We start from the raw sequence: 17,319 nt of genomic DNA on the forward strand, positions 1-17,319 counted from the left end.
AATCATATATATATTTTGCCTTTGCATCATCTTTAAATCGAATTATATCTTTGTAAGGGATTTTTTTCTTCTCATTCATCGCATATATAGTTAAAATTGCACTAGATCCAAAAAAACTTTTTTTGTACTTTATATCCCATATCTCGCTATAAAATTTCCTTTTAATTTTTCCATATTCGAGGATCCCATCTTTATAGCGAACTTTAAGATTTAAAAAGTATGACAAAAATTTCAGAACACTTTCAAGTGTAAAAAAACTCATAAAAATCGGCATCATTACAAAAGCCATCATTGTAATAAAAAAGTACATTTCCAGTAAACCTGGTATCTGTTTTCCAGGAGGAATTTTAATAATTATGAGTGTTATAAGCATAGCACCAGCAACAAATGCAAAAGACAATAACCTACTATAGTTTATTATTGCATCAACTTCTACATCTTGAGGGTTTACTTTTAAAGAACCTAAAAAATTATTATGATTTATATCTCTCCCAGCTTGATTATTGTTATTTCCATCAATACGCTGAATGTTTGAGCTTACTTTTTGATACGACTTTCTTCTATGCATACAATAACTCTACTTCCCAAGTCGTATCTCTGTTATACACTGGAGTGCTTTTATCTTCTTGTCATCATTAAAATCTTTCATCATCTCTACTACAGCATTGATGATTGCATCATCAAGCACTTTTTTATCCTCTTTTTGCATCTGCCTAAAAGAATCCATAAGAGCTTGATCTCTTCCTGCTTGATTGTTATTGTTTCCAACGATACTTTGGGAAGCAGTCTTTCCAATGTCAATATATGTAATTTCGTCTATACTAAAAATACCAATTAATTTATCTTTTAAACTACTAGGAAACTGCTTTGCTCCTCTTCCGCTTTCATATCTACTTAAAGCTGTTGTATCAATACCTATTTTTTGTGCTAATTCACTCTGAGTCATTTCATGTTTTAATCTTGTTTCTTGAAATCTTTTTCCCCAATTTGACATAAAGTATCCTTTTTGACTTGACAATATAATAAATATTTGTTTATAATGTCAATATCGTTTATGTTTATATAACAATAACATTATAGCGAATCATTAAAAATAGACAAAAGGTTAGACAAAAATGAGAGTTAATCCTAGATTCAATGTCAATGTTTCTCTTTACAAAAACATTCAAGCAAGACTCATGATAAACAACAAAGAGTTAGAAGATGTAGCTCGTGAACTTCAAACAACTGCGGCAACAATTAAAACTATCATTAGCAATAAATTCCACAGAAATGGAAAATCAACTCCACTTGACAGAAAAGTATTTGACTATTTTACTGACAACATTCAAGGATTCAAGCAGTATTGCAAAGAAAACAATATTAAGTTGTTAGATTCATAGAGCCTTATCAGTAAGCCTCTATTGAGTTTATCTCAAAGTTTTTTTATTTAAAGAAGTGTCACGCAGGATTGACACATGTTAAGACTAAACAGTACCGAAGCTCATCAAGCGGAGTGAGGTTTTTAACTCTCGATGCAGCATATAGCAGTTCCCATACTACTACGACATAGATTCTCCCTGCTATATGTTGCACAGAGATTTATAATAGACACGCCACGCCTCTTAACAATGCGCACCATGTTGCGTGTCGTCAAAGGAGTGATAATGCGAAGAACTAACCTTGAACTTGTAGAGATGCTGCAGGAGCAGGAAGCAAAGTTGCGATACCTTGCAGAAAAAGAAGACAAGCCAGGACTATCGCCAATACTGCTTGATGTTGCACTGAAACTCTTTAGTGTAGCTCATAGTTTAAAAGATATGGAGGAAGAAGATGGCAAAACGGATTAAAAGCGGTTTTGAGAGATTCGAACAGATGCTGGAACATCTGGCCGAAAAGTTGTTTTAGAAATAAACAAAGAAATTGTAACACAAAAAGGATAAACGATGGAAGAGACAGCTGTAATTGGAGTATGGATTTTGGCTATCGCTGCTTTTATAGCTGTTTTGGCCAGATGGTTTATGAGTGAGAAAGAGAGTGATTATATTACGCGACAAGATTACACATTCAGAGATTTTTACACCAGGAAGAGACGATGAGTGAGACTCGTGTAAAAGAGTTGCTCCAAGAAGCCAAAAGTGTAGTAAGAGAGGCTAAAGAGCTTGTGTATGATCTGCTTGATGAACCGATGACGGATAAACAAAAACAGATGATACTAAAACTTTTTAGGCTTTTGAAATGAGGTGAAAAATGAAAGTATCTATAGAGTTGGCATCAAACTATTTTGAAACAACACAAAAGAATCTATATTCTAATCCGAAATACTCTAAATATATCTCAAAAGCAATGTTCGATATGGACAGATATATAGCTGATCAGAACAAAAATATGTACCTGGAAGATTATGATGAAGATGATCTGGAAGTAGATGAAGCACAAACACAAAGTTCATATATTCCGTATCAAGACAGAGAGCCACTCACAGCATCTTTTATCATGAAAGAATACTGGTGCAGACAAAAAACAACTTACGAAATAGCCAAAGAACTTAATGTTCCAAATCATTGGGTTTTAAAAGAGATAAAACGGCTGGGACTTGGTAAAAAAGAGAGAGGCATCAGCCACAAGAGCGGTAGAAAAGGCATGGTGATGTCGCAAGAGCAGAGAAAGAAACGGCAAAACCAGCCTCACGCAAAGCCTGTCGTTCAGATATGTCCTAAAACATTCATAACCGTAAAAGAGTACTCCTCACAGGGTGCAGTTGAAAGATATGGATTTAACAGAGAAAATGTACGAAGAGCCATCAAAACATGTGGTCTGCACAAAGGTTATCTCTGGGCTTTTAGAGAGCTAAAAGAAGCAACAATCAGAGCTGCTAAAAAAAGAGAGGACTCGATAAAGCGAAAAATACAGGCACATGAGTACAAAAGACCGACAAAAAAGCAGCTTGAAAAACTCTACATCATCCAAAACAAAACGCTAGAAGAGTGTGCTGATTTCTTGAAGTGCAACAAAACAACTGTGGCAGTGCTCGCAGGAAAATATGGTCTGAAAAAACGCACCCAAAAAGTAAGCATCGATGAGCTGAGACATTTGAGGGTTGAGATGAGGCTATCCATCCAGGAGATAGCACAAAAACTAGGTTATACACCTAAAACAATAGGTACCTATCTGAGCAGAGCGGGTATTAGGAGAGAGAAATGAACATGAAATACAAAAAGCGTTTAAAAGTTGTCTTAACTAGATCAAAAATTTTGTTTAACAATCGTCGAGTATATTATTATTCAGTCTTTTATGAAAATATTAAAATTGGTTCAGTTCGTTTTGCAGTATCTGATTATAAATTTGATGTCAGGTTACCAATTTTAACTGGTTTTAATCCAACTCAAGCACATTTTGCCTCGAATAGTATTAGGAGTTTTTTGCTTGAAAAATCTGAAAAAATTCAAGATATTATTCGTCAAAAAACTTTCTACATTGAGCCAATAACTATTTTTGATAATTTAATAAAAAACAAATCTGCAGTTTAGATATGGATAGGAGACAAGATGATCTATAAAGGATATGTACTTACATCTGAATTATATAGAAAATGTGGTGTTTCATATGGTCTGTTTCGTAAAGAAAATGGATTCGATATTGAAAAGATTGGAAATTACAATGCAGTAAAAATAGAAACACTTCCCCAAAAATACAAGATTATTGCACAGCATGCCTGTACAGATCTTGGAAGATATTATCCTATGAGAGAGTTTGAAAGATTACTTGGATTAACTCCAGATCATTTAGCGTCAATGATTGGCCAAAAACTAATCTCATTGAAAACAAAAAAAATCTATGGTGCAAGGCTTGTCGAAGTTACTGATGCCTTCATAAAGCAGATGGTGAAAAAGAAAACACCATTTTATGTATCAAAACAAAAACGAAATGCAGAATTTGCAGATGTAATCATCGATATGTATGGAATAAAGATTGGGTTTTACTAATATGAAAAAAACAACACCTCTTCAAAACGCAATCATCATCAGTTCCATCATTGGCAGCATCATGTCAAATTATTATCCAAGAGTAGCAGCTGATAGAAAAAAGCCTATAAATGAGATACGAAGACGCATTAAGAAGTTTATGTTTAAACGCTCACGCAGCAATGCAAAAGAGTTTCATGAAGCCATCGCATTATCAGATGCTGCATGGAAAAACTGCATAAATCATTTTGCAGACAAAAACATAAAGATAGATGCAGTATCTACGGTCGTGCGACTATATGATCTATATGCAGATGCGATGAGCAAACATGCAAACATTCACGACAAACAGATGGAAATCTATGCAAATGGAGCATACAGCGGAGAGATAGAACTTACAAGCTATGAGGTGTCTGACTACATACTCGATGAACTATCTGTCGTTACAGGTGTAAAAAGACGAAAATTAAATCTACTACAAAAGGTAAAAAATGAAGATAAAAATACTCAATCATGATGTAGTGCTTCAAGTGGAACACTACGATACAAAAACAAAAGTTGTCACGGTAAAGATATTTGGAACTATGTGCAAGTTTCAAGAGCATGAGTATGAGGTTGTTGAAGATGCGTGAGATTAAGTTTAGAGAATGGCAGCACCAAGAAAAACTGATGTACTACATAGACTTACACAACGAAGCATTACTAAGTACCAACAAGCATGATGTTTTGATGCAGTGGACAGGACTAAAAGACAAAAACGGTGTAGAGATTTATGAAGGGGACATTGTTAAAAACAATGATGGCGGCATTGGAGTTGTCATTTTTGATTATGGAAAATATATGATAGCTATGAAAATAAAAGCGAGTGGCTACTGTTATTTAACAACGCATGTGGAAGTTATTGGAAATATTTACGAAAATAAGGAGAAAATAAAATGAGAAAAATGAACATAAGCGTAGCGAAGAGCTATACGGACAAAAATACAAATGCGGTAAAAACGAAATGGATCAACATCGGTTCACTTGTCATCGGTGATGATGGGAAAGTATTTGGTGAGATAGAGTCGATACCGGTCGGTATTACTGAGCTAAAATTTAACTGCTTTGACAGAGATGAGAACAGAACTCACGCAAACACCGCCGGGGCAAATCAAGGCTACCAACAGCAGCAACCGGCACAACAATACAATGCACCTCACGGGTCAGTGCCGGTGTATGAAGAACCTTACCCAAGAAGATAGCATGTATCCTAAGAAGATATTTATGCTCAAGGGCATACATAAAAAGAATGGCATATACCAGGAAGTTGCTTCTCATGACATACGGGGTCTGCAAGTGACACTTACACTATGGCTTATGTCCGGTGGTAGTGGGTTTATTGTCAGGATGTGAAATGCACAAAAGAACATGGGAGAAAGCAAATACAACAATATGGGATGAAGATATGAAGATAAATACACTATATGATATTGATGATCTTGTTGAGATTATGAGATCAAACACGGAGTATGGACAATGCGAATGTTGTGGAACTCATACAAGTGTTTCGCTTCCAGACACAAAAGAAGTTGCAAGAATAGAGCGCATAGAGATAACGAAAAAGCGAATACAGTATGGCGTTAGATTTGTAAAAAACAATGCAGGCTCTATGTATCTCTATTCAGAAGATAAAATTTTGAATAGAGTGCTAAGGAAATAGGCAGATGAAGTCAATATTATTTAATGCAGAAATGACAAAAGCTATTTTAGATGGCAGAAAGAGTCAAACAAGAAGAGCTATTAAAGTTGATACTATTATGTATGATAATCCAACACTACTGGAGCCTGATAGTTGTGTAAAGTTTAATTTTAGTGCTGGAGGTTGTCAAAATCACTCTTCACCACCGCTATTTATAAATTCAAAATACCAAAAAGGTGACATTGTTTGGATTAGAGAGCCTGTAAAGATAGATATGTGCTTCACAGAGGAAATACACTTCCACTATCTTGCAGATAATACAACTTCAAAACTAGGCATACCAAAGAGGTTTATTAAAGATGGTTTTGTAGTAGATTGGATGTCTCATTGTAATGGCATTCCAAACGGCTGTATAAAGGAGATGGCTCGTATCTTTTTAAAGATTACTGATGTTCGTGTGGAGAGGTTGCAAAGCATAAGTGCAAGCGATGTTGAGGCAGAGGGGACACCTTACTGGGATAACAATTTAACTGAGAAAGAATGCAGAAAATTGTATACATGGAGATGGGCGAATCTTTGGAATAAAACAGCACAAAAAGGATACAAGTGGGAAGATAATCCCTATGTTTTTGTGTATAAATTTGAGAGAGTTAATAAGGACGGGAGTGATTATGAGTAAAATATTATACACAACAGAACATGGCGAAGTAAGCTATGACTTGGAATATTGGAAAGAGTACAAAAAAATCAACAATATCAAAGAATTAGAACTGCTTGAAACCAAAGAAGATAAAGACACAAATATTCGATGGTGTACTTTATTTGGCGATTTTATTGATGATGGCGACTGTGGCAAAGCAGAATGTAAAGAGTATGTTCCTCAAAATGGAAAAAGAGGAAAATGTATCCATAAAGGATATGTTTATGCAGAGACAGGGAAAAGGATAAACTTATGACATCAGTAATGGAAGTAGAACTTATGACAAAAATGCTTTTTGAGAAGTTCAAAAAATTGACACTCACACCACAAGAAGCAGCAGATGCCCTTGGTATATCATCCAAGGCATTAGAAGCTGATCGTGCAGAAGCTATCGGCATACCTTACACAAGGCGAAACAACAAAGAAAAGGGACAGATCCTTTACTCCATAACTGCCATAGCTAAAACACTCGTACAAAATGAGAAAAAGACAGCATGAGAGCTATATTTTTAGTGAAAATACACTCTCTTTTGCACTGTCTGGACTCAGCTTCGCATACCGTATTGTCTGGCTTATGTCAGAATGGTCCATCAGTCGCATAATCGTATAGATAGGTGTACCCTGTATGGCCAACTGCGAAGCAAATGTGTGCCGAAGTGTATGTATAACAACCCTCCTCTTTGTATCTCCCTTATTCAATCCCTCATTAAATAAATCATTAAATATATCCATAAACACCTTGTAAACATTAACCCGATGTAATTCCGTCTTTTTCCCATTTACTAGATAATCAACAGGGGAAAGTTTCTTCATGCGATTTTCAATGAGCTCTTTATACCTGGGATGCAGATACCCATGATAAGTTCTGTTTGATTTATGATTTTTTATCACTATTGTATTTGTTTGCAAATTTACATCCGCTTTTCTAATAGTAAGCACACTTCTAAGCCTCGCACCAGTTGAGAGACTTAACGCTAAAAATACTTTCATATTTTCAGTTACATACTCTTTGTAATGACTCCCAACCCTAGTTTCTAATGCCTCCCAAACCTTTTGTATCTCATCAACCTCAAGGTATCTCTCTCTATCATTATCTACATGCACTCTCTCAAGCTTTGATCCATGTGCAGGATTTTTTATCTTCACATCGTGTTGCATGATCATAAAATTAAAAACACTACCTACAATATCAAGCCAATCATTTATTGTCTTAGGTGCATAGGCTCTTCCCGTTCTTTTGCTAATCTTCTTTTTTGCTTTGCGTTTAAACTCTTCAAGCATATCAGTTGTAATCTCATCAAGCTTCAGATGTCCAAAAGTATCTTTGAGATGGAGTCTATACCGACCCTCTGTATTTCTCGTATCGCTTTTGCCTTCTATTTTATTCATATACAGATAAAAACACTCATCAAATGTAGGCATAACTTTATTCTGCAGCATAGGAGCATCATCATGTAATCTCTCAACAGATGTTCTCTTAGACCTTATCTTACTTGCATATGCAGCAGTAACACCTTCTTTGGCACTACCTACTTTCTCTTTTTTTGTTTTGCCTTTGATTTTGTATATGATATAATACACCCTATCTTTGTTCTTTGTATCTCTATAATACACACCGGTAAACTTTGTTTTTACCATGCAACTTCCTATATTTTTTGGTAACCTATTAGTAACCAAATAATAGGATTATATAGGTTAATATGTGTTTAAATAGGAAAGTTTAAAATTATGAGAAATGCTTAAAAGCACGAGTGTAGCGAAGAAAACCCTATATTTAGGTATTCTATAAAGTATATGATTATTTTTAATCTTTGGGAATCAACACCAGTTGTCGTAGAAGTAGCTGAATAGTCTATAAGTTCGATAAATACGATATTTTGCAGAGTTTTTTAAAAACCTGCAAAATACTTTTTGTAACCTATTTGAAACCTAAGAATATATTTTAACTCCTAAACAACACAAGTTCATCCTCATTTCTTACATCAAGATGTACCCAACTCACACCTAATTCCAAACCTTTAATATGCGGAAATTCATGCTGATTGTTAATAATGTAGTTTCTGACTTCCTCAGCACTATAGTCACTGAAAACAATATCAAAAGCATTTGCATAAGAGTGTTGGCTACCATATGAGTAGTATTTACTCTCAGGCATTCTGATCCCACTCCACTCTCTATCACCACCCCAAAAGTAGTTATTGATAGTCATAGTTCCAAGATTAAAATGCTCTTTGAGCTTGTCAATGCTTTCGATAAGCCGAACATCGACATATCTCCAAGCTTTTTGTCCATATCTGTCATACATTTTCTTTGGCACTAGCTCATGTATCTTGAAATATTTAGACTTCACTTGCACACCTCTTCATTTCGTTTCATATCGATAATACATTCAAGCAGCGAAGAGATCACTTCCGTGCTTGTATTTCTGTCAAAACTACAGTTTGCATCTGGCACTACACACTTAACAGGTATTTTTACCTCATACGGTTTGTCAACATATTTCACTTGAGGCTTACACTCGCTACAAGCTTGAAAAGTCAATAGCACGAACACCATCAATAACACTCTGAACATCTGAACACTCATTGCTTTTTACCTCCCTTGTTTTATAAATTACTTTGTATCTCACTTCCGGTGGCTTTGACTTGTATTTTTTCAATTTTGCCTCTGATAAAGTTGTTTGTGCTCTGAGCATTTCCATCTCTTTATTCTGAGAATCAAGAGCTGCTTTATATCTTGTAGATTCAAGCTTTGTATTTGCAAGCTTCACCTGGTTTTTCATCAAGCTCCTCTCAAGATCATCTATTTTATTGTTGAGTCCATGAATGTAAAAATAGAGTGCGAACACTATAATTCCAATTACACCAGCAATAACCATGTTTTTATATACCCCTATTTGAAACATATCACTTTCCTATCTTGATATTATCAATGATCTTAGCGACCATTTCGCTTGTAAAATCACTTCTAAACATCATAAATATAGAACTATAAAGTGCAATATATCCTGCAACTTCAATTACTGCATTTGGCTTATCTTGCACAACGCTAAAAAGATATATACCTATAAAAATAAAAAATGCTAATGTACTCTTCCAGTTTTTCATAACCTCTCCTTTAGTTCTCAATCTCTATACTCATCTTCCAGCCACTATCAAATGTATGATTTACTGACTTGATGGAGTACTCGCCATCATCTTCACCAGCTCCACTTAATTTCAACATACCACCTGCATATATCTCCTTGCCGTACATAGATATAGTTCCACTCTTTACACCTCGGTTTGCATTTTGCAGTTTTGCCTCAGCTTTTGCTTTTGCCTCTGCCGGTGTTTTGAAATTTCCTTTGAGCTTGAGCACAGGTTCACCACTGCCAACTGTTACAGACTTCACAATATTCTCTTTTGTATCGTGCCAGGAAGCTTCACATGCTCCGTAGATTGTTTTGTCTGAATGTTTGATGCTGTAGCTATCGCACTCACTTACATCTATCTCAAACACCGGCAGCTTATCCGATGCCATATTCTCTTTAATACGCTTGAGAAAAACAAGTGTGCCGTTTTTGATGGAAAATATTCCGTTATAATCTTTTGCGAGTCGCTTCATCATGTGCAGATCACTCTCGTTTGTCTGAGAGAGATGCGGCATCAACATATCTTCAAAATCACTTTTGAGTTTGAGTTCATGTCTGCTTGCCACAATCTGTGCGACATCTTTGAGTGATACTTTCTCATAGCTTGTATCTCTCTTTTGCTTGAGAGCCGATGAGAAGTCTGCACCGGTTGCACTTATGCTTAACGAGTACTTATCTCGCTGGGTACTTTGTACTTTAAACACACCACAGTAAAAAAGACCCACCTCTTCATACCCAAGCCAAAGTTTTATCTCGTCCTGGTACTTCGGCCTCTTGAAATTTCCAGCAACTTTAAGAGTAATCTCATCAGATTGATTTCCGTCCTCATCGCTAAAACTAATGGAGCTTAGATCCTTTTGCAGTTGTGCGGTAACATCAGCACCGTTTGCTTCAATTTTAAATAGTGGAGTCATGACCAGAGTGCCTCTGTTTTTTTCTCATCAACACTCCGAGCTACTTCAGGAAGATAGACAATATCCCCGGCTTTTAAAACACTGCTGTTTAAGAGATGCTCATTCGCATCGAGCACTGCATCAAACACAACTGCATCGATGCTTCCATAAGCTTTAAAAACTATGATGTCGAGTCTATCACCATCTACTGCTCTATACTGATTCATTTGAAATACCTTTGTAATGAGATGGAGTACTCCTGATAACGGAACTTCCCATCTTTAAAAAACCCGCTTTTAGAGCGTGATATATCTTCAATCACTACCATATAGCTCTCACCGGTTCCAAGTGTCATGCGAACAGGTTTTGCCTCTTTTGCCATATCTTCAAAACTTTTAAGTATGTTGACGCTCTTTAAGATCAACTTCCCATTAAAAGAGATGATTTCCTCAAACTCTCCATCTTTTTGAATATGCTGATGATTCCCAAGTCGTTTTTGCTTGTTCCACTTCAAAGATATTTGATGTGTAAGCGATGTTATGTCCTTATTATTCAGATCAAATACAAAATCTCCAACTTTAGCAAGCATCTAAATCTCCTCATCATTAAAGCTACGATTCTTGCGTGAGCTTTCCATCTCTTTGACAACTCTTTTTACATGGTGCGCTATCTCTTTTGGGTCGCCGCTTTGCACATTAACAGATATTGCATAGCTATTATTCGATGCTGTTTTAGTGCTGATATTATTAACATGATTGTTTCTGCTTGATCCAGTTGGTTTAGTGCTAATGACAGGAGCTGTTTTTGTAGTACCGGAAGATGATGAAGCAACTGTTTTTGAAACTTCTATCTTGCTATCACCGCCAAAACCAAAAAAGCCGGCTATACTAGAACCGATGTCACCCATAGTTTGTGCAGCAGAACGAAACCATTCAAACTTAGAGCTAAGCCAATCAAACATCGCACCATATCCTTTAACAACAAGTCCAAGTGGGGACCACGAGAAAGCTTTTTTCATATAACTCCATACAGAAGAGAGCATGCTTTTAAAACCGTTCCACATACCAACGAACCATTTGCTAATAGGTTCCCAGTTATCGTAGATCATATATGCAGCGAATGCAACTGCAGAGATAATGATTCCAATAGGACCAAAAGCACCTTTTATAGCTACGCCCATAACTTTTGCAGCAACACTTACAGCTCCAAAACCTGTAGCAACAGCAGGCAGAGCCATACCAATGGCAGCAATAGGAATTAATACTGCACCTACAACAGTAAGTAAAGCACCAAATGCAGCAACACCATAGGCAATTACCTTTGTTGCAGTTTTATGTTCACTTGCAAATGACTGCACTTTTTTAATGACACTTCCAAGAACGCTGCTCATTGTTCTTACAACAGGAGCGAACATTTGTCCTATAGTTGTTGATAAATTCGTTACCTGATGATTCAGTATCTCAAACTCATGGCCTTTATTTCTCTCTTTGGCCATAATCTCTGTATTTTCCAAAGTCGCATTATTGAGCTCTTTTTGCGATTTTGTCAAATCATCTGTTTTGTCAATCAAAGCATTTACCATCTTAACTGCTTCATCTGATCCAAAAGCTTTTTTCAGTTCTTGCTGTGCTTTTACTGATTTAATGTTATCACCATACTTCTCTTTTATTTTTTCAAGTATGTCAACCATTGGAAGCATTTTTCCTGCACTGTCTGTAAATATAAGACCAAGTTTATCTTGTGCATTACCTACACCATTTAAGAATGCTCTATATCCTGTACCTGCTTCACTCGCACTATTAAAGGCACTTTTTGCAACACCAAGTATAGAGAGTTCTTCATCGAGTGAAACCCCCATTTTTTTAGCCGCCGCACCTATATTAGACAAACCAAGTGTTAAATCGCTTCCGTCAGTACGAAAGCTTTTTACAGCTTGAGCAATTTGTGCAGAAAATCTATCTCCAAAATCAAAGTCAGTCTCATCTGAGTTTTTAAATATTCCATAGCCAAGCGCAAAGAGTTTCGTCATCTCTGCTGCGGATGATTTGGTCGCTCTTGCAGTCATTGCTGAAAGCTTCGTAAACTTTGCGACACCTTCATCACTTAAACTTGCTATCCCTGATTTTATGTCGTAAGAAGCAGCTACAAATTCATTTGCCGTTACTCCTGCAAATTGGTTTGAAAACTCTTTTGCACTCTTTGTAATTGTGTCGATACCTTTTGCACTTATTCCAAGTGAAGCGATGTCACCCTGCACTTTTGCAAGGTCCCGATAAGCATTTATCGTATCCGTAACAGGAGAGAGCATTGCGCGACCTGCTGCATACGATGCAGTTCCTAGTATTGCCATCTTTCCACTTGCTGCTTGAATCTTTGAACTCAGCTTTGAGACAGACTGCCCGGCTTTACCCATAGCTGGTGAGAGCATATCTTTTGCACTTAAAACTACACCGAGTGTGAACATACTATCCATCGTCTCTCCCCTTTATGTTATAATAATGGTATGAATACATTACAAAACGCACTCAGACCAGCATTAGCAACTTTTGCAAGCCTCTTTGGCACTCTTTTAATCGCTGTTTTTTTTGGAGTACTCGGAGCACTGATAAACGAGTACCTTGGCATTGCTCTGTTTTTACTCTTTTTTGTCTCAGGTGTTGTTGGAAGCATCAAACTCTACTTGATGCCTCAGCCAACATCTGCGCCTCTTTAAGAAACATCTCCCAAACTTCCACTTCCATATCCATCTGTTCTGCATATCCAAAATGCAGCCAATGCCCAAGCATTGCTATATTGGATATTAAATCTTCGGTTTGGTAGAAGTAAAACCCACAAGCTCTTTTTGAAGTAAAGTATAATCGTAGATATCCATATCTTCAAGTTCATCTTTACTCAACTCAGCCAGATTCATGATAAGTGCCTGCTCACGCTCAAGATCATCTTTGATATCTTTGATCATATTCATATCTTTAACTTTTGGACGACGCATCTCCAGAGTTTTTCCAGTTGAAAGTTCAATCTTTGGCATACTATTTCTCCTCTACTATTTCAAATTTACCGGTAGCCTCTCTTTCAAGAAGCTCCCCCTCTTTTTTGTTTACAGTTTTTTCATCACCGCGACGCATGACAAGGACATCTTTTTGCGACTTATCTTTTATACAGATATAGTGTGTAGCTCTAACTTTCATTACAGCACCGCCGAACGAGTTGCCTCGTAGATATCTTTACCGCCAATTTTTGCGATGACATTTTGCAGGTCGATGTCATAGATCTCTTCACCGTCAAGATTCAAGTTGTAAACATTGACATACATCTTCACTTTTTGTGCAAACTCTTTGCCATCCTCAAGCGAATCTACATCAACATCGAGTGAGCCGCCAAGTGTTGCCGTGAACTTTGCATTTGCATTGTTTTTAAGATAATCACCTTTGACTTTGAGTGATGCTTTACTCATCTTTGCAGCTTCTTTGAGCATATCTGCGTTAAAATCAGTAAGCTCACACTCAAACTCCATAGGCTCGAGTAACCCGCTGTCAACATGGATGCCGTTAATGACATCCTTTTTTGTTTTAACCGATGGTAGTTTTACATTTTTTACCAAACCTAAAAGCCCTAAACCCGACACGAAGAGATTTACTCTCTTCATCTTTCCTGGAATCAATGTAGCCATTTCACGCTCCTTCTTATGCTAATTTCTCATACACAACACTTGCGTATGCGTCCACTCTGTCAAAAGTCACTTTAATAAGCGCAGGAGATGGAGTCTCTTGTGCTTCAATAGTAAAGTAAAACTCACCGTTTGTAATCGCTGTTGCAGTTGTTCTCTCTAAATCAAGATAGACTTTAAACCCAAGCATCACATCTGCACCAACAAGTGAAGCCATAAACGCTCTTAAAGAGTCAAGTGCAGCATCTAACGCATTAAGGTCACGATCTACCGCCCAAAATATCCCGTCAATAACCGCAAACGATGCGAGGTCAAAGATACGAACACGGCGAGCATCTTGCCAAATAGGGTCGATGTCACAAGTCTCATAGTTCCATGTACGAATGCCGCTGTAGTTAATGAAACTTGTAATCTGTTTATCGTTTAGCGGATCTGTCTCATCCTGGAAACCTGCCAGGAACTCACGATTGACTTTTACTCCACTTACAGGAATCACTCTGTTTGAGATTGAGTAGCTGTACCCGATGTCTTTACTTCCATCGATAGAAGCACGAAGATACGCAAGCACAACAGATGCACAGTACTCATCACTAGCATTTAGTGTTGTGTTGTAGTCCATCAAGTTGGTAAACACAGGCGTAATACGACGGCTTCCTAAAGCATCTCTTTTTGTGATGGCATCCGAGTTGTCTGTTGCATCAAGCGACACAAATGAGCGTGCTTTGAGCTTATCTGCCGTTGCAACAACTGCATTTTGCACATCGATATCGCTATCCCAATCCCCTACACCGATAATATCCGGGCGAATCCCAAAGATTGACGGTGCAGTGGCAATAGCATTGACTGCATTGATGACATTGCTTTTCTCAACTGCAGCATCTGCATCAACTGTAGCTACTGATATGATAAGTGGAACAATAAGACCATATTTATCCTCACCAAACTGCAAATACTTCAAGATGTTTCCACCTGTAGCCGCTGCTATCTCTGTATCTGCCAAAGCGGATTTAATACTGTCAAAGTATTTAGTCCCAGCAGTTACACCCGCATCTGCTGTTAAAACAAGTGCTAAAGGAATAACACTTGAAACACTAATAGGTCTTGCACCTGTACTCACGACGTCAACGACGACACCTCTGTTTAAACTCATAATCTCCTCCTAATAATGTGATGGATACCGCAATCTATGATAAAGACTGACGGATGTATAAAACAGCCAAACTGTAAGTTTGGATGCACCTGATTCTTGTAATGCCTCACGAAACAGATCATCTGCAAGTGAGTACTTCTCTTTGTCACACAAGTAGTCATGAACAACAACTGCATGCATAAAGTCACTCTTATTCGGCGGCCATACACTCCACAAAATACGCGGAATGTTTGCCCCGTTCGTCTCATACCCTTTTGGAACCATAATGTTTTTATATTTGTATGGTTTGGCTACTTTGTATCGGTTGTTTTCAAGTGGTTCAAGCAATAACATGACTACCACACAATCGCATCAAGCTCAGCTTGTGTTGCAACTGCTTCTACTTGCGCTTTCAAGTCAGCAGCTTTTGTGAGCAAGTTTATTTTATAAGCCTTACCATCATTAAGCACTTGTGTAAGTTGTGCTATCGTATGTAACTCATAGTTCCAAGTAGTTGGATTTCCACTACTATCATCTTTTGAACATTTCAACACATCATCAACACCACCACTCACCAATCCAATCAAGTTAAGCTGATCTATTTGCTCACTCTGATAGTGATAAGTTGTAGGTGTTGCAGTATCTAAAGCTGTTGAAGTAAATCCGCTTACAATTTGCTTACTACAAGAACTGTTTATTTCACTTATTTTTTGCAACTTTAGTTCTTCGATGGAAAACTCAGGTTCAGGTGTGTTGGTTTTCAGCCATTCTTGAACTTCTTGGTAGTGTCTATTTGAACTGTCGTTAGGCACATACATTTCATCGTTAATTAAATACCCATTTTCTTTAATTTTTACTGTGTTAATCATTTTCTTAACTCCTTATAGTTCTGCATCCGCAGTCCAATCAAACCAATATGAATAACCTGAATCACTTGTAAAGTACCCATGAACATACCCACCATTTATATCATCACTAGGATTTAATGTGCCACTTCTTGAAGTACCACCATTTACATGATATAATGTACCATTCCACCAAGTAGCTGCTACTCGTTTAGAAACTTTGTAATTTGCATTACCAACATGTACATTACCATTTGAACTGTCACCATCTTCTAGCCATCCACGACCTGTTTCATAGTATCTCTGACACAATGTCAACTCTAAACAAGTTGTTCTTTGCTCAAAAGGCGTCCCTACTTTTCCTTGCTCTAGTTGAGGGAGACTGAAAGTTCCATTAGTTAAAGTGACTTTTGTGTATAACCCACCAGTTAATGTATAGCTTCCATCAGTATTAGCTGTAACTGATGTATATGTAACATTGTCACTTGATTGCGAAATTGTTGCAGTAGCAGTACCATTAAATGTTAAGATATAATCTCCGCCTATTAAATTGATATTTTCTATAATTTGTTCAACACCATTTAAAGGTGCTGTGAATGTAGTAACATTATCAGTTGTAGAGAATGTTAATGCTTCTCCAGAAGTTACAACTCTCCATCTATCTAATGTATATTCATTATCTGCTACTGTTGCAGTACCGCTGACATAACCTCTTTGGTTTATTAGACCATTTGGATTAATTAGTAGGTTTTTATATCCAGTCGGTTTAGAATCAAGCTGTGCTTTACTTACTGCTTCATCTGCATTCACAGCATCACCAACTTTAAAAGTCTTAGTTTTATCCCCTTGCAACAAAGCTCTTTTGGCAACTTCATCATCAACATATTTTCTCGTCGAGAGAACAACTGCAGGATCTATTTTAAGTTCAACTACACCGGCATCACTTACTTCGATGATCACTTTGATGTAAAGATCTTTCGCGCTTCCACTTGCTAATGTTGGCTTGTATGTATCTGGGTAGTTCCCCACTGCGATCATGTCACCATCCACATCAAATAAGCCGACTTCACGCACTGTAAAATCTCCATCAGTTGATGGGATGTAGCCTTCACAAACTACCCAATTAGCATTACTTGAATCTATGCTAATGTTATTCAGTGCAGCTCTCCACACTTCATTTATTAAAGCTGTATCAGTTGTTGCAGGTTGCACAGAAACACCACCACCGTCACCTACTGCAATTTCTGTAAGTGAAACAACAGTTCCTAGTGCTGTAGCATTTGCAAGTTTTTCTTTGCCTATGTCTGTTAAAATCGTATAAAACGCCATC

The 17,319-nt window shown here is 37.1% G+C and carries 34 protein-coding genes; 16 read left to right on the forward strand and 18 right to left on the reverse strand.

From position 1 onward, the window contains the following. Both MNY27_RS08135 and MNY27_RS08140 read right to left on the reverse strand, forming a co-directional pair. Nucleotides 1-568, reverse strand: a 568-nt coding sequence (locus MNY27_RS08135) for a hypothetical protein (protein WP_346392088.1), incomplete at its 3' end; no start/stop codon positions are given. 9 nt (nt 569-577) lie between these two features. Next, complete coding sequence (locus MNY27_RS08140) at nt 578-994, reverse strand: helix-turn-helix transcriptional regulator (RefSeq protein WP_346392089.1); 417 nt, start codon at nt 992-994, stop codon at nt 578-580. A 121-nt stretch (nt 995-1,115) separates the two neighbouring features. On the opposite strand from MNY27_RS08140, the gene MNY27_RS08145 reads away from it, so the two are divergent. The 15 genes from MNY27_RS08145 (at nt 1,116) to MNY27_RS08215 (ending at nt 6,820) form a co-directional block, all read left to right on the forward strand. Beyond that, nucleotides 1,116-1,382, forward strand: a complete 267-nt coding sequence (locus tag MNY27_RS08145; RefSeq protein ID WP_346392090.1) for a hypothetical protein — start codon at nt 1,116-1,118, stop codon at nt 1,380-1,382. 264 nt (nt 1,383-1,646) lie between these two features. Continuing rightward, on the forward strand, nt 1,647-1,829 hold the full coding sequence (locus MNY27_RS08150) for a hypothetical protein (RefSeq protein ID WP_346392091.1): 183 nt from the start codon (nt 1,647-1,649) through the stop codon (nt 1,827-1,829). 96 nt (nt 1,830-1,925) lie between these two features. Next, nucleotides 1,926-2,078, forward strand: coding sequence for a hypothetical protein (locus MNY27_RS08155; protein WP_346392092.1), 153 nt, complete (start codon nt 1,926-1,928; stop codon nt 2,076-2,078). Beyond that, on the forward strand, nt 2,075-2,221 hold the full coding sequence (locus MNY27_RS08160; RefSeq protein WP_346392093.1) for a hypothetical protein: 147 nt from the start codon (nt 2,075-2,077) through the stop codon (nt 2,219-2,221). Before MNY27_RS08155 ends, MNY27_RS08160 begins: the two co-directional genes overlap by 4 nt. Before the next feature lie 8 nt (nt 2,222-2,229). Then, nucleotides 2,230-3,183 carry a helix-turn-helix transcriptional regulator gene (locus MNY27_RS08165; RefSeq protein ID WP_346392094.1) on the forward strand — a complete coding sequence of 318 codons (954 nt, stop codon included), beginning with the start codon at nt 2,230-2,232 and terminating at the stop codon, nt 3,181-3,183. After that, the gene (locus tag MNY27_RS08170; RefSeq protein WP_346392095.1) at nt 3,180-3,509 is read left to right on the forward strand and encodes a hypothetical protein; all 330 of its coding nucleotides are present in this window, start codon (nt 3,180-3,182) and stop codon (nt 3,507-3,509) included. Before MNY27_RS08165 ends, MNY27_RS08170 begins: the two co-directional genes overlap by 4 nt. Nucleotides 3,510-3,527: 18 nt before the next feature. Next, nucleotides 3,528-3,965, forward strand: coding sequence for a hypothetical protein (locus MNY27_RS08175; RefSeq protein WP_346392096.1), 438 nt, complete (start codon nt 3,528-3,530; stop codon nt 3,963-3,965). Nucleotide 3,966: 1 nt separating this feature from the next. Beyond that, a complete protein-coding gene (locus tag MNY27_RS08180; RefSeq protein ID WP_346392097.1) occupies nt 3,967-4,461 on the forward strand; it encodes a hypothetical protein in 495 nt (164 codons plus the stop codon). After that, nucleotides 4,436-4,576: a hypothetical protein gene (locus MNY27_RS08185; RefSeq protein WP_346392098.1), complete on the forward strand. Its 141-nt coding sequence runs from the start codon at nt 4,436-4,438 to the stop codon at nt 4,574-4,576. Before MNY27_RS08180 ends, MNY27_RS08185 begins: the two co-directional genes overlap by 26 nt. Next, the gene (locus MNY27_RS08190; protein ID WP_346392099.1) at nt 4,569-4,883 is read left to right on the forward strand and encodes a YopX family protein; all 315 of its coding nucleotides are present in this window, start codon (nt 4,569-4,571) and stop codon (nt 4,881-4,883) included. Before MNY27_RS08185 ends, MNY27_RS08190 begins: the two co-directional genes overlap by 8 nt. Continuing rightward, nucleotides 4,880-5,185 carry a hypothetical protein gene (locus MNY27_RS08195; RefSeq protein WP_346392100.1) on the forward strand — a complete coding sequence of 102 codons (306 nt, stop codon included), beginning with the start codon at nt 4,880-4,882 and terminating at the stop codon, nt 5,183-5,185. Before MNY27_RS08190 ends, MNY27_RS08195 begins: the two co-directional genes overlap by 4 nt. Nucleotides 5,186-5,337: 152 nt before the next feature. After that, nucleotides 5,338-5,643, forward strand: coding sequence for a hypothetical protein (locus tag MNY27_RS08200; protein WP_346392101.1), 306 nt, complete (start codon nt 5,338-5,340; stop codon nt 5,641-5,643). 4 nt (nt 5,644-5,647) lie between these two features. Then, a complete protein-coding gene (locus tag MNY27_RS08205; protein WP_346392102.1) occupies nt 5,648-6,301 on the forward strand; it encodes a hypothetical protein in 654 nt (217 codons plus the stop codon). Further along, a complete protein-coding gene (locus MNY27_RS08210; RefSeq protein WP_346392103.1) occupies nt 6,294-6,578 on the forward strand; it encodes a hypothetical protein in 285 nt (94 codons plus the stop codon). The genes MNY27_RS08205 and MNY27_RS08210 overlap by 8 nt, the downstream gene beginning before the upstream one ends. Beyond that, nucleotides 6,575-6,820 carry a hypothetical protein gene (locus MNY27_RS08215; protein ID WP_346392104.1) on the forward strand — a complete coding sequence of 82 codons (246 nt, stop codon included), beginning with the start codon at nt 6,575-6,577 and terminating at the stop codon, nt 6,818-6,820. Before MNY27_RS08210 ends, MNY27_RS08215 begins: the two co-directional genes overlap by 4 nt. Before the next feature lie 3 nt (nt 6,821-6,823). Here MNY27_RS08215 and MNY27_RS08220 read toward each other — a convergent pair whose 3' ends face one another. The 9 genes from MNY27_RS08220 to MNY27_RS08260 all read right to left on the reverse strand — a co-directional run bounded on the left by MNY27_RS08220 (nt 6,824) and on the right by MNY27_RS08260 (nt 12,821). Continuing rightward, entirely contained in the window at nt 6,824-7,960 is a 1,137-nt protein-coding gene (locus MNY27_RS08220; protein ID WP_346392105.1) for a site-specific integrase, read from the reverse strand. Nucleotides 7,961-8,264: 304 nt separating this feature from the next. Continuing rightward, nucleotides 8,265-8,672 carry a hypothetical protein gene (locus MNY27_RS08225; RefSeq protein ID WP_346392106.1) on the reverse strand — a complete coding sequence of 136 codons (408 nt, stop codon included), beginning with the start codon at nt 8,670-8,672 and terminating at the stop codon, nt 8,265-8,267. After that, nucleotides 8,669-8,827, reverse strand: a complete 159-nt coding sequence (locus tag MNY27_RS08230) for a hypothetical protein (RefSeq protein WP_346392107.1) — start codon at nt 8,825-8,827, stop codon at nt 8,669-8,671. Before MNY27_RS08230 ends, MNY27_RS08225 begins: the two co-directional genes overlap by 4 nt. Before the next feature lie 16 nt (nt 8,828-8,843). Further along, nucleotides 8,844-9,227, reverse strand: coding sequence for a hypothetical protein (locus tag MNY27_RS08235; RefSeq protein ID WP_346392108.1), 384 nt, complete (start codon nt 9,225-9,227; stop codon nt 8,844-8,846). Nucleotide 9,228: 1 nt separating this feature from the next. Continuing rightward, nucleotides 9,229-9,429, reverse strand: a complete 201-nt coding sequence (locus MNY27_RS08240) for a hypothetical protein (protein ID WP_346392109.1) — start codon at nt 9,427-9,429, stop codon at nt 9,229-9,231. Nucleotides 9,430-9,439: 10 nt separating this feature from the next. Further along, nucleotides 9,440-10,369 (reverse strand): contractile injection system protein, VgrG/Pvc8 family, encoded by a 930-nt coding sequence (locus MNY27_RS08245; protein ID WP_346392110.1) that lies wholly within the window; start codon nt 10,367-10,369, stop codon nt 9,440-9,442. Further along, the gene (locus MNY27_RS08250; protein WP_346392111.1) at nt 10,366-10,575 is read right to left on the reverse strand and encodes a tail protein X; all 210 of its coding nucleotides are present in this window, start codon (nt 10,573-10,575) and stop codon (nt 10,366-10,368) included. Before MNY27_RS08250 ends, MNY27_RS08245 begins: the two co-directional genes overlap by 4 nt. Then, nucleotides 10,572-10,937, reverse strand: a complete 366-nt coding sequence (locus tag MNY27_RS08255) for a phage tail protein (protein ID WP_346392112.1) — start codon at nt 10,935-10,937, stop codon at nt 10,572-10,574. The genes MNY27_RS08250 and MNY27_RS08255 overlap by 4 nt, the downstream gene beginning before the upstream one ends. Then, nucleotides 10,938-12,821: a phage tail tape measure protein gene (locus MNY27_RS08260; protein WP_346392113.1), complete on the reverse strand. Its 1,884-nt coding sequence runs from the start codon at nt 12,819-12,821 to the stop codon at nt 10,938-10,940. Between the two features lie 30 nt (nt 12,822-12,851). On the opposite strand from MNY27_RS08260, the gene MNY27_RS08265 reads away from it, so the two are divergent. After that, nucleotides 12,852-13,061 carry a hypothetical protein gene (locus MNY27_RS08265; RefSeq protein WP_346392114.1) on the forward strand — a complete coding sequence of 70 codons (210 nt, stop codon included), beginning with the start codon at nt 12,852-12,854 and terminating at the stop codon, nt 13,059-13,061. An 87-nt stretch (nt 13,062-13,148) separates the two neighbouring features. Here the strand turns inward: MNY27_RS08265 and MNY27_RS08270 are convergent, their stop codons facing one another. From MNY27_RS08270 to MNY27_RS08300, 7 genes are read right to left on the reverse strand one after another with little or no spacing between them, the layout of a single operon-like run. Continuing rightward, nucleotides 13,149-13,376, reverse strand: coding sequence for a phage tail assembly protein (locus MNY27_RS08270; protein ID WP_346392115.1), 228 nt, complete (start codon nt 13,374-13,376; stop codon nt 13,149-13,151). Nucleotide 13,377: 1 nt separating this feature from the next. Next, nucleotides 13,378-13,536, reverse strand: coding sequence for a hypothetical protein (locus tag MNY27_RS08275; RefSeq protein WP_346392116.1), 159 nt, complete (start codon nt 13,534-13,536; stop codon nt 13,378-13,380). Then, nucleotides 13,536-14,018 carry a phage major tail tube protein gene (locus MNY27_RS08280; protein ID WP_346392117.1) on the reverse strand — a complete coding sequence of 161 codons (483 nt, stop codon included), beginning with the start codon at nt 14,016-14,018 and terminating at the stop codon, nt 13,536-13,538. Before MNY27_RS08280 ends, MNY27_RS08275 begins: the two co-directional genes overlap by 1 nt. 13 nt (nt 14,019-14,031) lie before the next feature. Further along, nucleotides 14,032-15,165, reverse strand: coding sequence for a hypothetical protein (locus MNY27_RS08285; protein ID WP_346392118.1), 1,134 nt, complete (start codon nt 15,163-15,165; stop codon nt 14,032-14,034). 9 nt (nt 15,166-15,174) lie between these two features. After that, a complete protein-coding gene (locus tag MNY27_RS08290; protein ID WP_346392151.1) occupies nt 15,175-15,498 on the reverse strand; it encodes a DUF1353 domain-containing protein in 324 nt (107 codons plus the stop codon). 2 nt (nt 15,499-15,500) lie between these two features. Continuing rightward, a complete protein-coding gene (locus tag MNY27_RS08295) occupies nt 15,501-16,013 on the reverse strand; it encodes a hypothetical protein (RefSeq protein ID WP_346392119.1) in 513 nt (170 codons plus the stop codon). 12 nt (nt 16,014-16,025) lie between these two features. Continuing rightward, nucleotides 16,026-17,318 (reverse strand): phage tail protein, encoded by a 1,293-nt coding sequence (locus tag MNY27_RS08300; RefSeq protein ID WP_346392120.1) that lies wholly within the window; start codon nt 17,316-17,318, stop codon nt 16,026-16,028. Between the last annotated feature and the right edge of the window lies 1 nt (nt 17,319).

This window comes from Sulfurimonas sp. NWX79 (assembly GCF_039667035.1).
GTDB classification, from domain to species: Bacteria; Campylobacterota; Campylobacteria; order Campylobacterales; family Sulfurimonadaceae; genus Sulfurimonas; species Sulfurimonas indica.

Bases quoted from the DNA above. Each gene is read 5' to 3' on its own strand.
- MNY27_RS08140 (WP_346392089.1), bottom strand. From the start codon at position 994: ATGTCAAATTGGGGAAAAAGATTTCAAGAAACAAGATTAAAACATGAA.
- MNY27_RS08145 (WP_346392090.1), top strand. From the start codon at position 1,116: ATGAGAGTTAATCCTAGATTCAATGTCAATGTTTCTCTTTACAAAAAC.
- MNY27_RS08150 (WP_346392091.1), top strand. From the start codon at position 1,647: ATGCGAAGAACTAACCTTGAACTTGTAGAGATGCTGCAGGAGCAGGAA.
- MNY27_RS08155 (WP_346392092.1), top strand. From the start codon at position 1,926: ATGGAAGAGACAGCTGTAATTGGAGTATGGATTTTGGCTATCGCTGCT.
- MNY27_RS08160 (WP_346392093.1), top strand. From the start codon at position 2,075: ATGAGTGAGACTCGTGTAAAAGAGTTGCTCCAAGAAGCCAAAAGTGTA.
- MNY27_RS08165 (WP_346392094.1), top strand. From the start codon at position 2,230: ATGAAAGTATCTATAGAGTTGGCATCAAACTATTTTGAAACAACACAA.
- MNY27_RS08170 (WP_346392095.1), top strand. From the start codon at position 3,180: ATGAACATGAAATACAAAAAGCGTTTAAAAGTTGTCTTAACTAGATCA.
- MNY27_RS08175 (WP_346392096.1), top strand. From the start codon at position 3,528: ATGATCTATAAAGGATATGTACTTACATCTGAATTATATAGAAAATGT.
- MNY27_RS08180 (WP_346392097.1), top strand. From the start codon at position 3,967: ATGAAAAAAACAACACCTCTTCAAAACGCAATCATCATCAGTTCCATC.
- MNY27_RS08185 (WP_346392098.1), top strand. From the start codon at position 4,436: ATGAAGATAAAAATACTCAATCATGATGTAGTGCTTCAAGTGGAACAC.
- MNY27_RS08190 (WP_346392099.1), top strand. From the start codon at position 4,569: ATGCGTGAGATTAAGTTTAGAGAATGGCAGCACCAAGAAAAACTGATG.
- MNY27_RS08195 (WP_346392100.1), top strand. From the start codon at position 4,880: ATGAGAAAAATGAACATAAGCGTAGCGAAGAGCTATACGGACAAAAAT.
- MNY27_RS08200 (WP_346392101.1), top strand. From the start codon at position 5,338: ATGCACAAAAGAACATGGGAGAAAGCAAATACAACAATATGGGATGAA.
- MNY27_RS08205 (WP_346392102.1), top strand. From the start codon at position 5,648: ATGAAGTCAATATTATTTAATGCAGAAATGACAAAAGCTATTTTAGAT.
- MNY27_RS08210 (WP_346392103.1), top strand. From the start codon at position 6,294: ATGAGTAAAATATTATACACAACAGAACATGGCGAAGTAAGCTATGAC.
- MNY27_RS08215 (WP_346392104.1), top strand. From the start codon at position 6,575: ATGACATCAGTAATGGAAGTAGAACTTATGACAAAAATGCTTTTTGAG.
- MNY27_RS08220 (WP_346392105.1), bottom strand. From the start codon at position 7,960: ATGGTAAAAACAAAGTTTACCGGTGTGTATTATAGAGATACAAAGAAC.
- MNY27_RS08235 (WP_346392108.1), bottom strand. From the start codon at position 9,227: ATGTTTCAAATAGGGGTATATAAAAACATGGTTATTGCTGGTGTAATT.
- MNY27_RS08240 (WP_346392109.1), bottom strand. From the start codon at position 9,429: ATGAAAAACTGGAAGAGTACATTAGCATTTTTTATTTTTATAGGTATA.
- MNY27_RS08245 (WP_346392110.1), bottom strand. From the start codon at position 10,369: ATGACTCCACTATTTAAAATTGAAGCAAACGGTGCTGATGTTACCGCA.
- MNY27_RS08250 (WP_346392111.1), bottom strand. From the start codon at position 10,575: ATGAATCAGTATAGAGCAGTAGATGGTGATAGACTCGACATCATAGTT.
- MNY27_RS08255 (WP_346392112.1), bottom strand. From the start codon at position 10,937: ATGCTTGCTAAAGTTGGAGATTTTGTATTTGATCTGAATAATAAGGAC.
- MNY27_RS08260 (WP_346392113.1), bottom strand. From the start codon at position 12,821: ATGGATAGTATGTTCACACTCGGTGTAGTTTTAAGTGCAAAAGATATG.
- MNY27_RS08265 (WP_346392114.1), top strand. From the start codon at position 12,852: ATGAATACATTACAAAACGCACTCAGACCAGCATTAGCAACTTTTGCA.
- MNY27_RS08270 (WP_346392115.1), bottom strand. From the start codon at position 13,376: ATGCCAAAGATTGAACTTTCAACTGGAAAAACTCTGGAGATGCGTCGT.
- MNY27_RS08275 (WP_346392116.1), bottom strand. From the start codon at position 13,536: ATGAAAGTTAGAGCTACACACTATATCTGTATAAAAGATAAGTCGCAA.
- MNY27_RS08280 (WP_346392117.1), bottom strand. From the start codon at position 14,018: ATGGCTACATTGATTCCAGGAAAGATGAAGAGAGTAAATCTCTTCGTG.
- MNY27_RS08285 (WP_346392118.1), bottom strand. From the start codon at position 15,165: ATGAGTTTAAACAGAGGTGTCGTCGTTGACGTCGTGAGTACAGGTGCA.
- MNY27_RS08290 (WP_346392151.1), bottom strand. From the start codon at position 15,498: ATGTTATTGCTTGAACCACTTGAAAACAACCGATACAAAGTAGCCAAA.
- MNY27_RS08295 (WP_346392119.1), bottom strand. From the start codon at position 16,013: ATGATTAACACAGTAAAAATTAAAGAAAATGGGTATTTAATTAACGAT.
- MNY27_RS08300 (WP_346392120.1), bottom strand. From the start codon at position 17,318: ATGGCGTTTTATACGATTTTAACAGACATAGGCAAAGAAAAACTTGCA.